Origin of the sequence: Ciceribacter lividus, from assembly GCF_003337715.1 — a bacterium.
Taxonomy (GTDB): Bacteria; Pseudomonadota; Alphaproteobacteria; order Rhizobiales; family Rhizobiaceae; genus Allorhizobium; species Allorhizobium lividum.
The window spans coordinates 131129-144934 of record NZ_QPIX01000004.1; the positions used below are offsets into that span (position 1 = coordinate 131129).

The 13806-nt window shown below is 62.1% G+C and carries 11 protein-coding genes; 4 read left to right on the forward strand and 7 right to left on the reverse strand.

Annotation, left to right across the window (positions count from 1 at the left end; translation table 11 throughout):
* Positions 1 to 138: 138 nt before the first annotated feature.
* Positions 139 to 840 carry a TetR family transcriptional regulator C-terminal domain-containing protein gene (locus DFR48_RS08960; RefSeq protein ID WP_114362819.1) on the reverse strand — a complete coding sequence of 234 codons (702 nt, stop codon included), beginning with the start codon at positions 838 to 840 and terminating at the stop codon, positions 139 to 141.
* A 182-nt stretch (positions 841 to 1022) separates the two neighbouring features.
* On the opposite strand from DFR48_RS08960, the gene DFR48_RS08965 reads away from it, so the two are divergent.
* Positions 1023 to 2186, forward strand: coding sequence for a M20 aminoacylase family protein (locus tag DFR48_RS08965; RefSeq protein WP_210205977.1), 1164 nt, complete (start codon positions 1023 to 1025; stop codon positions 2184 to 2186).
* A gap of 83 nt (positions 2187 to 2269) precedes the next feature.
* Here DFR48_RS08965 and DFR48_RS08970 read toward each other — a convergent pair whose 3' ends face one another.
* Genes DFR48_RS08970 through DFR48_RS08980 form a run of 3 tightly spaced genes read right to left on the reverse strand, consistent with a single transcriptional unit; the run spans position 2270 to position 6673 of the window.
* Positions 2270 to 5470: an efflux RND transporter permease subunit gene (locus DFR48_RS08970; protein ID WP_114362820.1), complete on the reverse strand. Its 3201-nt coding sequence runs from the start codon at positions 5468 to 5470 to the stop codon at positions 2270 to 2272.
* A complete protein-coding gene (locus DFR48_RS08975; RefSeq protein WP_114362821.1) occupies positions 5467 to 6447 on the reverse strand; it encodes an efflux RND transporter periplasmic adaptor subunit in 981 nt (326 codons plus the stop codon). The genes DFR48_RS08970 and DFR48_RS08975 overlap by 4 nt, the downstream gene beginning before the upstream one ends.
* Before the next feature lie 25 nt (positions 6448 to 6472).
* Positions 6473 to 6673 (reverse strand): YgaP family membrane protein, encoded by a 201-nt coding sequence (locus DFR48_RS08980; protein ID WP_114362822.1) that lies wholly within the window; start codon positions 6671 to 6673, stop codon positions 6473 to 6475.
* Positions 6674 to 6931: 258 nt separating this feature from the next.
* Between DFR48_RS08980 and DFR48_RS08985 the strand changes: the two genes are divergently transcribed.
* Positions 6932 to 8104, forward strand: coding sequence for an MFS transporter (locus tag DFR48_RS08985; protein ID WP_114363003.1), 1173 nt, complete (start codon positions 6932 to 6934; stop codon positions 8102 to 8104).
* 10 nt (positions 8105 to 8114) lie between these two features.
* Here the strand turns inward: DFR48_RS08985 and DFR48_RS08990 are convergent, their stop codons facing one another.
* Positions 8115 to 10391: a xanthine dehydrogenase family protein molybdopterin-binding subunit gene (locus DFR48_RS08990; protein WP_114362823.1), complete on the reverse strand. Its 2277-nt coding sequence runs from the start codon at positions 10389 to 10391 to the stop codon at positions 8115 to 8117.
* Positions 10388 to 10849 (reverse strand): (2Fe-2S)-binding protein, encoded by a 462-nt coding sequence (locus DFR48_RS08995; RefSeq protein WP_114362824.1) that lies wholly within the window; start codon positions 10847 to 10849, stop codon positions 10388 to 10390. The genes DFR48_RS08990 and DFR48_RS08995 overlap by 4 nt, the downstream gene beginning before the upstream one ends.
* Before the next feature lie 218 nt (positions 10850 to 11067).
* On the opposite strand from DFR48_RS08995, the gene ispG reads away from it, so the two are divergent.
* Both ispG and DFR48_RS09005 read left to right on the forward strand, forming a co-directional pair.
* Positions 11068 to 12318 carry a flavodoxin-dependent (E)-4-hydroxy-3-methylbut-2-enyl-diphosphate synthase gene (gene ispG, locus DFR48_RS09000; protein ID WP_114362825.1) on the forward strand — a complete coding sequence of 417 codons (1251 nt, stop codon included), beginning with the start codon at positions 11068 to 11070 and terminating at the stop codon, positions 12316 to 12318.
* Positions 12319 to 12399: 81 nt separating this feature from the next.
* Entirely contained in the window at positions 12400 to 13065 is a 666-nt protein-coding gene (locus DFR48_RS09005; RefSeq protein ID WP_114363004.1) for a YiaD family glycine zipper/OmpA-like lipoprotein, read from the forward strand.
* Between the two features lie 64 nt (positions 13066 to 13129).
* Here DFR48_RS09005 and DFR48_RS09010 read toward each other — a convergent pair whose 3' ends face one another.
* Complete coding sequence (locus DFR48_RS09010; RefSeq protein ID WP_114362826.1) at positions 13130 to 13771, reverse strand: LysE family translocator; 642 nt, start codon at positions 13769 to 13771, stop codon at positions 13130 to 13132.
* Between the last annotated feature and the right edge of the window lie 35 nt (positions 13772 to 13806).

Below are 13806 nucleotides of genomic sequence, written 5' to 3' on the forward strand. Positions count from 1 at the left end.
ACTGGACCTAGACGGAGATAGAGTGCCCTCTACGGGAAAATGGGCTTTTTTATGCCTTATTTCAAAGCGGTAGCCAAGAGCTATTGCGTTGACGTGCGGGTGACGCGATTCATTGATCACTCTCCTTGTCCCGTTGCTTCAGCGCCCGGACGTTTCAGAGTCGGCGCCATGCTTTTCCGAAAGGCTCAGGCCTCCAAGAAGCAATTCCACCGCTGCAAGGGCGATGCCGGGCAGAGGGTCGTCCTCGAAGAGGTCGTCTGCCAAGGAACCTTCGAGCCAAAGGCCGTCGATCATCCCGTTGATCGCGATCGCAAGCTTTCGACAGGTTTCTGCGGTGGCCGGGCGCCCGGCTTCCGCGAGGAATTTCTCCACCAGTTGCTGAAGGACGGCAAGATAGGCCAGATAGTTTTCGCGCTGGATCTCTGCAAAACCCGGATCGACCCGGACGTGACTGATGAAGGCCGCCCAGAGCGACATCGTGCGGGGATCCGTGACGGGGGGCGTCAGGTTTGCGACAATGAAATCGTGCAGGCGTACCCGTGCGCTGTCGCCAGCGTGTTCCAGCGCATGGAAGGCCGCTGAACTCATCGTGTCCATGATTTCGCGGTAGGCCGCCTCTAGCATTTGGTCCTTGCCGGAGAAATAGTGACGGATGAGGCCGCCGGTCACGCCAGCTCTCGCGGCAATCTGCCGAACCGTAGCGCCGTCCAAGCCATATTCGCTGATGCAGTCGAGGGTTGCCTGAATCAGGGCCTTTCGCCGCTCTGCTTCCCCAGCACGATGGAAGCTCCGTCGAGCGGGCGTTTCCTGCTCCGGATGGGTAGGTTCTTTCTCCGCCATTTGAAGAATCCTCGGGCGCCGACTGGCTTCGGAAGCCGGTTATACGCTTGAAGAATGACAGAACAAGTGCAAAACTTGCCACTCCTCTCCGGTGGTTTTTTGCGCCCGGAAACCACCACCTCGTCGACCGGAAACGCCGCATGCGTCCGGATTTCCCCCTTCGATCAACAGCCGGTGAAACGATGACGATACGCTTTTCGAACTACATGCCCGAGATCGTGGCAACGCGACGCTATCTGCACCAGCATCCCGAAATCGGCCTTTCCGAGTTCGAGACGTCCAATTATGTCGCGGCTCAGCTTGTTGCCATGGGCTATGAGGTTACGCGTGGTCTCGCGAAGACCGGCGTCGTCGCGACGCTTTGCAACGGAAGCAGTGGCAGGAGCATTGGCATACGCGCCGATTTCGATGCACTGCCGATCCTCGAAGAAACCGGTGCCGAATACCAGAGCAGGAATCCGGGTGTAATGCACGCCTGCGGACATGACGGCCATACGGCCATGCTGCTCGGTGCCGCGAAGATTCTCGCGGAGCGGAAGAATTTCGACGGTGTGGTGCATCTGATCTTCCAGCCAGCCGAGGAAAATTTCGGCGGAGCCAGGCTGATGATCGAAGATGGTCTCTTCGATAGGTTTCCGTGCGATGCGGTCTTCGCGCTCCACAATGACCCCACGATCCCTTTCGGCCACTTCGCTTTTCGTGACGGGCCGATCATGGCGGCTGTCGACGAGTGCAAGATCACGGTCAACGGTCGCGGCGGCCACGGCGCCGAACCGCAAGACACGGCCGATCCCATCGTCGCCGGCGCCAGTATCATCATGGCGCTGCAGACGATCGTCTCCCGCAATGTCCATCCGCTTGATCCGACTGTTGTGACGGTCGGCGCATTCCACGCCGGCGGTGCCAGCAACGTCATCCCGCAGCGTGCCGAAATGCTGCTTAGCATCCGATCCTTCGACGCCAAGGTGCGGGACCAGCTCGAACAGCGGATTCGCGGGATCGCGGAGGGTCAGGCGGCCAGCTACGGCATGACGGCGACCGTTGTCTACGAGCGCGGTTACAACGCCACCATAAACCACAAGGCCGAAACCGATTTCGTCCGGGCGCTCGCGACACGCTTTGCGGGAGCTGAGAAGATCATCGAGATGGAGCGACCGACCATGGGCAGCGAAGACTTCGCCTACATGCTGCAGGCGAGGCCGGGCACTTATTTCTTCGTGGGTACTCAGCGGACCCCCGATGATCCTCCGCTGCATCATCCCCGTTATGACTTCAACGACGACATTTTGCCGATCGGCACGAGCTTCTGGGTCGAGCTTGCGGAGGCTTGGCTTCCGGCAAAATGACCTGCGTCTGATCGAGCCCTTGAATAAGAAAACGCCCGCAAAACAGTCGTTTTGCGGGCGTTTGCTTTTATCGTCCGGGCGTCTCAGGTGCGGAGGACGCGGTAGATCGCCGGAATGACGAGGACCGTCAGCAGCGTCGATGACGCGAGCCCGAAGAGCAGCGAAATCGCCAGCCCCTGGAAGATCGGGTCGGTGAGGATCACGGCGGCGCCGATCATCGCCGCAAGCGCGGTCAGCAGGATCGGCTTGAAGCGGATCGAGCCGGCCTCGATCAGGACGTCCGTCAGCGGACGCTCCGGTGTGCGGGCGTGGCGGATGAAGTCCACGAGCAGGATCGAGTTGCGCACGATGATGCCGGCAAGCGCGATAAAGCCGATCATCGATGTCGCAGTGAACGGAGCACCGAACAGCCAGTGACCGCCGAGAATGCCGATGAAAGTCAGCGGAATCGGGGTGAGGATCACCAGCGGCACCTTGAACGAGCCGAACTGCGCGACAACCAGGATATAGATCCCGAGGAGCGCGACCATGAAGGCGGCACCCATGTCGCGGAACGTGACCCACGTCACTTCCCACTCGCCGTCCCACAGCAAGACAGGCTTGCTCTGGTCGGTCGGCTGGCCGTGCAGGGCGATCTCGGGTTTCTGCAATCCGGTCCAGTCCTGGGCATCCAGCGCGTCCTGAACGGCCAGCATGCCGTAAAGCGGCGCCTCGAAGTCCCCGGCAAGCTCTGCCGTCACCATCTCGGCGTAACGGCCGTTGTGGCGGAAGATCGGGAAGGAAGCCTGTTCCTCCTTGACGCGGATGACGTCGCCGAGTTCGACCACCGATCGGGAGCCAGGCAGGAGGTTCGCCGGGATTGGCGTTGCGAGGAAGGTCTCGTCGAGAACCTTCGTGCCCTTTGGTCGGGTGATCTCGATCGGGATCGGCGCGCGTCCATCGCCGCGGTGGCTGTAACCGATCGTCGTCGTGCCGTTGAGGATCGACAACGTATCGAACACATCGCTCTCCGAGACGCCGTAGAAATCGAGATCGTCGGTCGAGATCGTCGCACGCAGGCGTCTCGCGGGTTGGCCGTAACTGTCGTCGACGTCGACGATGAAGGGAACCGAACGGAACGCTGTCTTTACCTTCTCCGCAGTCGCGCGGCGGGTGTCGGCATCAGGGCCGTAGATTTCAGCAAGCAGCGTTGCCATAACCGGCGGACCGGGCGGTGGCTCGACGACCTTGAGTGAGCTGCCCTCGGGGACGTTCACTTGTGAGATGAGGCGCTGCCGCAGATCGAGAGCGATCTCGTGGCTGGAGCGATCCCGTTCCCCCTTAGGCAGCAGGTTGATCTGGACGTCGCCCATTTCGGGGCTGGATCGCAGATAGGCGTGCCGGACGAGACCGTTGAAGTTGAATGGTGCTGCGGTCGCGGCATGGGTCTGCACCGAGATCACCTCCGGCGTGTCCAGCACGACCTTGGCGACGGCCTGCGCGACTGCATCCGTCGTTTCGACGGAGGAACCTTCCGGCAGGTCTATCATGACCTGTAGTTCCGATTTGTTGTCGAAGGGGAGCAGCTTCACCGTGACGTCCTTCGTGTAGAAGAGCGCCAGTGAGCCGAGCGTCGCCACGCCGACGAGAAGCAGGAAGATCCAACTCTTCTTCTTGGTCGCGAGGATGGGTCTCGCGACAGCCGCATATGCTCGTCCGAGCGTGCCTCCCGATCCATGGTCCGCATCGTGATGCAGCTTCGCCTTGCCAGCGATCTTCAGCATCAGCCAGGGCGTCACTACCACCGCGACGAAGAAGGAGAAAATCATCGCAGCCGAGGCGTTGGCCGGAATAGGGCTCATGTAAGGGCCCATCATGCCTGAAACGAACATCATGGGAAGCAGGGCAACCACGACCGTGAGAGTCGCGACGATCGTCGGATTGCCGACTTCGGCGACGGCTTCGATCGCAGCCTCTCGCCGGTCTGTTCCATCGGACATACCCCAATGGCGGGCGATGTTCTCGATCACGACGATGGCGTCGTCGACGAGAATGCCGATCGAGAAGATGAGTGCGAAGAGCGAGACGCGGTTCAGCGTGTAGCCCATGAGATTGGCGGCAAACAGCGTCAGCAGGATCGTGACCGGGATGACGATTGCGACGACGAAGGCTTCGCGGCGGCCGATCGCGACCCAAACCAACGCGATGATCGAGAGCGTGGCGAGGCCGAGGTGGAAAAGCAGTTCGTTCGCCTTCTCGTTCGCCGTGTCGCCGTAGTCTCGGGTTACCTCGACATCCATGGAATTCGGGATAAGAGTTCCTTTCAGTTCCTCGACGCGATGAAGGATCTCTTCCGATACAAGGACGGCGTTTGCTCCGGCGCGCTTGGCGATCGCCAGCGTCACGGCCGGAACCCGCTTCAGTTCCCCGTTCTCTCCACGGGTCACGGTGGAAGCGCGCGCCTCGGCGGTGTCGGTGACGAAAGATACGTCCGCGACGTCGCGGACATAAACCGGACGGTTGTCGCGGGTGGTCAGTAGCAGGTTACCGATATCGGCGGGCGTAGAGAGCGTCTCTCCCGCCACGACCTCGATCTGCTGCCCGCCGTCGCGAACGCGGCCGGTCGAGAACGACCGGTTGGCCGCCGTCACCTTGCCGGAAAGCTGCTGGAGCGTCATGCCATAGAGTGCAAGCTTTTCCGGATCCGGCGCGACGCGGATCGCCTCGCCGGTCTCACCGACGAGATAGCTCAGGCCGACGTTCTCGATCTTCGCCAGCTCGACCCGAAGCTCGCGGGCGATGCGCGTCAGGTCGTTGGCCGTAACGTTCGCGCCTTTTTCGAGGGACGGTGTCAGGGTGAGTGATACGATTGCGACGTCATCGATCGTTCGACCGACGACGAGCGGCTCCGGAATGCCGACGGGGATGGAGCCCATATTCGCGCGGATCTTGTCATGGACGCGCAAGACGGCCGAATCGCCCGACGTGCCAACCACGAACCGCGCCGTGACCATCACCTGATCATCGGCGGTTTGCGAATAGACATGCTCGACGTCGTTGATCCCCTTGACGATCGTCTCCAAGGGCTCCGTGACGAGCTTGACCGCATCCTCCGCCTTCAGGCCGTCGGCGCGGACCATGATGTCCACCATGGGGACCGAAATCTGCGGCTCCTCTTCGCGCGGCAAGGTCAAGAGGGCGACGACGCCGAGCGCAAAGGCGGCAAGCAGAAAGAGAGGAGTGAGTGGTGACGTGATGAAGGTCTTCGTCAACCCGCCCGCGATACCCAGATTCTGGATTTTCATGGCAGTACAACCTCGTCACCGGCCCGGATGCCGGTCAGGATTTCCGTCATCGGCGCGCCGTCGTAGGTGATCGGCTTGGCTGTGACAACAGTGCGTTCCGCAGTCGCCTCTCCGTTCTTTACGGTGACGTAGTCGACGCCGTAGCGGCTGGTGATTGCGGCTTGCGGCACGAGCAGAGCCTGCCGCTCTCCGACGGGCAGACGGATCAGCAGGCGCTTGTTGACGAAGTTGGTCGGCAGCGCATCGACTTCCACGTCTGCGATGACGCGGCCATTGTCTATTTCGGGATAGATCTTTGCGAGCCGGCCCGTCCGATGATCGGCGGTCGTTCCGTCGATCTCGATCGTGGCGCCTTCCTTGAGGAGGTCGGCGTGGCGTTCAGGTACGGCAAGTCGCAGGAAAAACCCGCCGCCGCCGATGGTCGCGACCGTCTCGCCGGCCATGATGACGGTGTCGCGGGTCACGGGAACCGTCAGGACCGTCCCGGTGGTCGGTGCGAGCACCGAGCCTTCCTTGCCCTGCTGGACGATCACCGAACGCTGCGCTTCGGCCGCCGCGATCTGGTTGCGGACGACGTCTACCTGCGTGCGCAGCGCGTCGAGCCGCTGGGCGGTAGTCACGCCGCGCTTGATCAGTTCTTCACCGCGCGCCAGCTCGGCTTGGGCGTTGTCGAGCGATGCCTTGAGACCGAGAAGCTGCGCGTCGATCGCCGCGATCTGAAATTCGATCTTGTCGTCTCGAACGGTCGCGATGACATCGCCGGTCGAGACGCTGTCGCCTTCCGTGACCTTGAGGTCGACGACAGTGCCGCCGATCCGCGCGCGTGCCGGCACGCTGTCGCGAGCTTCGACGCGCCCGTAGACGGCCTTCCATTCGGGAATGGTCACTGGTTGGACCCGCAGGGTTTCTGCGGCCGCGGCGGAGGCGGAGAAGATCAGAGCGAGCGCTACCAGGCGTGCGAGCGGCGGACGATACATTTTGCTTTTCCTTTTCAGGACTGCGTCAGAAAGCCGTTCCCGGACGGAAGCCGAGCTTTTTGAAGATCATGGCGGCGGGACAGAAGCCGGTGAATGCGGATTGGAACATATTGACGCCGATGAAGACGGTAAACCAGAGGAAAAGCGGATGGACGTAAACCGTCAGGACGACGGACAGGAGAACCATCACGCCGGCGAAGGCGAGCACGGCACGATCGAGAGACATTGGGAAACCTCCATGAGATGTTATCTACAAATATTCGTATATACGATGGTTGATCCGCATGCAACAGAGATTTGCGTGAGTCGTACGCATCGCGACGAGCGCCTACGCCCACCGTGCGGGCACTTGCCGTCCATCGACGTTTCCGCAGGAAACAAAATGTGAGCGTCGATGTGGGGCACATCGCTTGCGAATTCAATCGATTTAAATAGATTGCAAGCGCTTGCAGTGGAGGAGATCATGACCGAAACCCGATGTGAGATGGTAATTGGAGCCGCAGCACCCTCCTTTTTCCCGGCCACGCGCTGGGCCGTGTCCCTGCTCTTTTTTCTCAACGGAATGATGATGGGGTCTTGGGCACCCAAGATCCCGCTCTTCGCGGGCGCTCTCGGTCTTTCCGAGGGAGGCCTCGGTGTGATGCTCTTCGTCTTCGGCGCGGGTTCTCTGCTGATGATGCCGATCGCCGGGTTTCAGATTGCCCGCTTCGGGTCGCGGCAGGTGGTCCAGGTCGCAACCATTCTGTTCCTTCCGACCATCGTGGGCATATCTCTCGTCGGTGACATTTGGACCGGTGTCGCTGCGATCTTTCTGTTCGGCGGTCTGACCGGCGCGATGGACGTTGCGATGAATGCAAACGCGGTGGAGGTCGAGCGGACGATGCGGCGTTCGATCATGTCGTCTTGTCATGCATTCTGGAGCCTCGGCGGCCTGGTCGGCTCGGCGCTCGGAGGATACCTGATCGCCTTGGTTGGCGATCTCGCGCACTCCGTTCTCGCGGCGACTGTGGCGCTGGCGTTGTTCCTGATCGCCCGGCCGAGTATTCTCGCGGACCGGCCTCACGCCTCGGAGCAGCGGGCGAAGGCGCGGTTGCCCTTGACGCCACTGCCGTGGCTGGTCGGGCTCGTCGCGCTCTTTTCGATGATACCGGAAGGCACGACGCTCGACTGGGGCGCTCTCTACCTGCGCACGGAGCTCGGTGCGTCGGTCTCCTTCTCCGGCTTCGCATTCGCGGCCTTCTCGCTCGCGATGGCCGGGATGCGGTTTGCCGGAGACCTAGTACGCGATCGCCTTGGTGCCGTCCGAACCTTGCGCCTTTGCACCGCGGCATCGTTCATCGGATTGGTGACTGCGGGCCTCGCACCCAACTTGACGATCGCGCTGGTCGGTTTCGCCGTTGCCGGCATTGGTATCTCCAATATGGTGCCGATTGCCTTTTCCGCAGGCGGCAATATTCCCGGGCTTGCTCCGGGGATCGGCCTGTCGGTGGTGACCACTCTCGGCTACTCGGGGATCCTCTTTGCGCCGTCAATAATCGGCTTTGTCGCGGAGCACACCTCGCTCTCGGCGGTATTCATCGCCGTCTCGTTCCTGAACGTCGTCGTCTTCGCGCTTTCAAGTCTGGCCCGTTACGCCGACCGCGCGAGCGGCGGCTAAGCAGCGCTGTTCAGGCAAACGTCACGTCTTCGGAAAACGGCAGGCGTCGGAGGCGCTTGCCAGTCAGTGCGAAAATCGCGTTGCCGAGCGCCGGCATCGCCGGCGGCGTACCTGGCTCGCCGGCGCCACCGAGCCGCGGTGCATTCTCGAGCAACTCCACCTCGATCACCGGACATTGATTGATGCGCAAGGAATCGTAGTCGTGAAAGTTCGACTGCTCGACCGTTCCGTCTGCGAAGGTGATCTGCTGTCCGACTGCCGCCGACAAACCGAAGATGATGCCCGACATCATCTGCGCCTTGAAGTTCAAGGGATCGAGTAGGATCCCGGGATCCGCAGCGCACAACACCCGTTCGATCCGGATGTTGCCGGCGGTCTCGGCAACCTCGACCACCTGAGCGACCCATGTCCCGAACGAGAGGGCGAAGGCAAGGCCGCGCGCCTTGCCGGGTTCCGGTGTTGTGCCCCAGCCAGACATCGACGCCACTTTTTCGAGGACAGCCAGGGCCACTGGATATTCCCGCATGAGTTTGCGCCGCAATTCGAGCGGATCGGTGCCGCCGGCATGGGCGATCTCGTCGATGAAGCTCTCATGCATGAAGGTGTTGTAGGAAAACCCGACCGATCGCCAGAAGCCGACCGGGACGGCAATGTCGACCTTCCTGCCATCCACGCGGTAGTTCGCGATGCCATAGGGCTGGTTGTAAGCTCCGTCGACGAGAGTACTGTCCGGTCCACCGGTGGGGAGAACCGGGAAATAGCGTCCGAGCGCGCTGGCGACAACCGATGGAGCGGCAATCGACCCGGCCAGTGCCTTCGGGACGCCGTCGTCATCAAGAGCGGCCTTGTAGCGCCCCATGGCCGCCGGCCTATAGGGCCCGTGGCTTATGTCTTCTTCGCGAGTCCAGGTGACCTTGACCGGCCGGCCATCCGCTTCTTTAGCCAGACGGAGCGCATAGTCTGAGAAATCCGGTTCGATGCGCCGGCCGAAGCCGCCGCCGAGAAACGTCGTGTGAACCGCTATGTGGTCTTCTGGGGCTCCGGTCACCCGGCTCGCGGCGATCTTCACCAGGGAGGGACTCTGGTTCGGCGCCCATATGTCGACAAGTCCGTCCCGGATGTAGGCGGTCGCGTTCATCGGCTCCATGGCGACGTGGGAGAGGAACGGGACCTTGTAGGCGGCCTCCAATACTCTTTCGCGCGGGGCATCGGCAAAAACGACGTCGGGGTCCCCGATCGTCCTCAGAGAGAACGAGCCAGTGCCGTTCAGTGCAGCCTCCAGCGCCGTGTCGACGTCCGCGGAACTCTCAGGGCCGGGTCCGCTCGCCCATTCGATCTCGACAGCTTCGGCGGCCTTGAACGCCCGCCACGTATTGTCCGCGATCACCCCGATCCCATGGCCATAGGGACTGTCGATCTCAATGATTTTCTGCACGCCCGGCATGGCCATCGCGGCTTTGGCGTCGAACCGCTTCAGTCGTCCGCCCGGTTTTGGGTTCATGCGCACGGTCCCGTAAAGCATGCCGGGCAGGCTCACATCGATCCCGAAGATCGGGGCACCGGTGACCTTGCGCACCATGTCCTGGCGCGGCTGCGACTTGCCGAGGATCTTCCACTGCGACCGGTCACGAAGCGTGACCTCGGAGGGCGGATCGAGCTTTGCGGCATCGACGGCGAGGGCGCCGTAGGCAACACGCTTGCCGGATTGGGGATCGGAGACGAAGCCCTCGGCAGTCGTCAAGCTGTCGCGCGGCACACCCAGTTTCGCCGCAGCCGCTGTCTTCAGCATTTCACGCGCAGTCGCCCCTGCGAGGCGCATCTTCTCGAAGCCGTCGGCCATGGAGGTCGACGCTCCGGTGAACTGCAGGCCGGCGAATTTGGCGATGACCCCCATGACATCGCGAAGACTTTCCGCGAGAAAGCCGTCGTCGAATTGCGGGAATGGCGCGCCGTCGCGAAATGCCGCTTCGTTGAAATAAGCCGGAGACACCGGCCCGTGCTCGATCGCGACCTGCTCCAGAGTGACGTCCAACTCCTCCGCGACGAGTGCTGCCAGCGTCGTATACACCCCCTGGCCCATCTCGGCACGTGGCGCGATGATCGAAATGCGATTGTCCGTGCCAATCTTGACATAAGGATTGAAGGCGACCTCACCCTTCTCAAGCCCATCGCGGAGCGGATTCGGATAGGGTTTCCTGTACTGATAGTAGCCGAATGCCACGCCACCGGCGACGGCGGCAGCGCCGACGAGCAATGTGCGGCGAGTGATCTTGCCGATTCTGCTCATGGCCGTGCTCCCGCCAGCTTTGCCGCGGCCTTGTGAATGGCCGCCCTGATGCGCGGGTAGGTGCCGCAGCGGCAGAGATTGCCGGCCATCGCCGCGTCGATCTCGTCATCGCTGGGCGCAGGATTGGACTGGAGCAGCGCCACCGCATTCATGATCTGACCGGATTGGCAGTAGCCGCATTGCGCGACCTGTTCCTCGATCCAGGCCTGCTGAACTGGATGAAGCTCGTCGCCGGCAAGTCCCTCGATAGTCAAGACCGGTTTATCGACGTCGCCTGTGGCAATCTGACAGGAGCGGACCGCCTCCCCGCCGACTATCACCGTGCAAGCGCCACACAGACCCGCGCCGCAGCCGAATTTCGGGCCCTTGATGTCAAGGATGTCGCGGAGTGCCCAGAGGAGCGGCATGTCTGCCTCTGCCTCGAGTGTATGGTCTGTTCCATTCACAGTCAGCTTCACGTCGGTCCTCCTCGAGGCCGGAAGAAAAAGGGGCTTTGACAAACTATCGGCAAATGCCAAAGCGTCAACGACGGATGACATAGCGCAGGACATGTGGCTCTCGCGTCCCGACCGGTGGTCGGACCGCTCGCCATGGTGTGGGAACGGCCGCAGAGTTGACAAGAAGCCATGTTTGATCCACCTGAAACACAGGGTTTCCCGCAGATTGCGAGCAGGTAATGGCCTCGGCAGAAGAATTTGATCCCAAACCGCGTCGCGCCTCCGTCGCCGTGGATGTCGGCGGAGTGATTGTCGGTGGTGGTGCGCCGGTTGTCGTTCAATCCATGACCAACACGGACACGGCCGATGTCGATGCGACGGTCGCCCAGGTGGCGGCTCTCTTTCGTGCAGGATCCGAAATCGTCCGCATCACTGTCGACCGCGACGAAAGTGCGGCAGCCGTGCCGAGAATCCGGGAGCGGCTGTTGCGGATCGGCCTGGACGTGCCGCTGGTCGGTGACTTCCACTACATCGGGCACAAGCTGCTTGCCGATCATCCGGCCTGTGCGGAGGCGCTCGCCAAGTATCGCATCAATCCGGGCAATGTCGGGTTCAAGGACAAGAAGGACAGGCAGTTTTCCGAGATCGTCGAGATCGCGATCCGCTATGACAAGCCGGTCCGCATCGGTGTCAATTGGGGATCGCTCGACCAGGAACTGCTGACCCGGCTGATGGACGAGAACCAGGCGAATGGATTTCCGCTTTCCGCCCGGCAGGTGACGCGCGAGGCGATCGTACAGTCGGCGCTGCTTTCGGCCGAACTTGCCGAAGAGATCGGCCTGCCGCGCAACCGCATCATTCTCTCGGCGAAGGTCAGCCAGGTGCAGGATCTGATTGCCGTCTATTCGATGCTCGCCGCGCGCTCGGATCATGCGCTTCATCTCGGCCTTACCGAGGCGGGCATGGGTTCGAAGGGCATCGTCGCCTCGTCGGCCGCCATGGGCTATGTGCTGCAGCAGGGGATCGGCGACACGATTCGTGTCTCGTTGACGCCGGAGCCGAACGGCGACCGCACCCGCGAGGTTCAGGTGGCACAGGAGCTTCTGCAGGTGATGGGGTTCCGGCAATTCGTTCCGGTCGTTGCCGCCTGCCCCGGTTGCGGGCGGACGACCTCCACCGTCTTCCAGGAGCTCGCGCAGCGTATCCAGGACGACATCCGCAAGAACATGCCCGTCTGGCGGGAGAAATATCCGGGAGTCGAGGGCCTGAACGTCGCCGTCATGGGCTGCATCGTCAACGGGCCGGGGGAGAGCAAGCACGCCGACATCGGCATTTCGCTGCCCGGCACCGGCGAAAGCCCGGCCGCTCCCATCTTCATCGACGGGCAGAAGGCGATGACGCTTCGCGGCCCCAACATCGCGTCCGACTTCGAAGCCTTGGTGATCGACTATATCGAGAAGCGCTACGGGCACAAAAACGCGGCAGAGTGAGCCCCGCGCAGGGTTGCAACTTCATATTGCCGCAATTGATCTGTTGAGGCCTTTTAGGAAACCTTTGGAGTGATTCCGACGATGCTCAAGAAAATTGCCGTCCTGGCCCTCGCGACGACCTATCTTTCCGCTTGCACCACCACCGATCCGTACACCGGCGAACAGAAGATGTCGAACACCGCAGGCGGTGCGATGCTGGGTGCCGCTGCAGGCGCCCTCGGCGGCCTTGCCATCGGTGGCGGTGGTCGCGAAGGCCGGAACGCCGCGCTGATCGGTGCGGGCATCGGTGCTCTCGCAGGTGGCGCGATCGGCAACTATATGGATCGCCAGGAAGCCGAGCTTCGGGCGCAGCTTCAGGGTACCGGCATTTCGGTGACCCGCATGGGCGACCGGATCATCCTCAATATGCCGTCGAACATCACGTTTGCGACAGACCAGGACGCGGTGATGCCGCAGTTCTACCCGACGCTCAATTCGGTCGCGATCGTGTTGCGCAAGTTCGATCGCACGTTGATCGACGTCAACGGCCATACCGACTCGACCGGTAGCCTCGCCCACAATCAGGCGCTGTCCGAACGTCGCGCCATGTCGGTCGCGAGTTACCTGAACTCGCAGGGGATCGATCCCCGCCGCGTCTCATCGTTGGGTTTTGGCCCGAGCCAGCCGATCGCCTCGAACGCGACGCCGGATGGCCGTGCCCAAAACCGTCGTGTTGAGATCCAGATCGCGCCGATCACAGCGGGTTGATTGGCGGGCATTTTGTCGTTTAAGGCGCCGCTTCCGGACCGGACGGCGCCTTTTTCGTTTTCAGTCACAAACGTGCAGTCAGCAGTTTCACGCCGGCGGCACAGAAGAGTGCCGCCATCGCGCCGTCGATCCAGCGACGTGCGGCCCGGTAGGCATTGAGAGCGCCTTCGGTCGAGAAGAGCAGGGCGTAGCCGGTGAACACCGTCAGGCCGGTCAGAAGGCAGCCGCCGACAATGATCGCAACGGCGCTTGCAGGAGCATTTGCCGGCAGCCCAAGCGAGATGATCGCGACCCAGGCAAAGATTGCCTTGGGGTTCGTGAGGTGTATGGCGTAGCCCCGCAGGAATACCTGTCTCGAGTTCTGCTGCTTGTTCATCGCCCGGGTGCTCGGCGTTTCCTCTTTTCGGAGGGCGGAGCGCAAAGCCTTGTAGCCAAGATAGAGAAGATAGAAGCCGCCGGCGATCTTCAAGGCGTAGAGAAGTTCAGCGTAGGTCTGAAGGACGGCCGCCAGTCCTAGCGCGGCAGCGACAGCCCACGTGAATGAACCCGCGAAGACTCCGGCGGCGAGCGTGAGGCCCGTCTTTCTGCCGCCGCTGATCGAGGCGGCGATGATGGCCATGACCGCGGGGCCGGGGCTGATCACCGCAACGAGATAGATGGTGTAGGCGGCCGCAACCTGCGACCAATGCTGCAAGACGAGATCCATGACGCCTCCCTGTATGCTATAGCGCACCGGTTGGC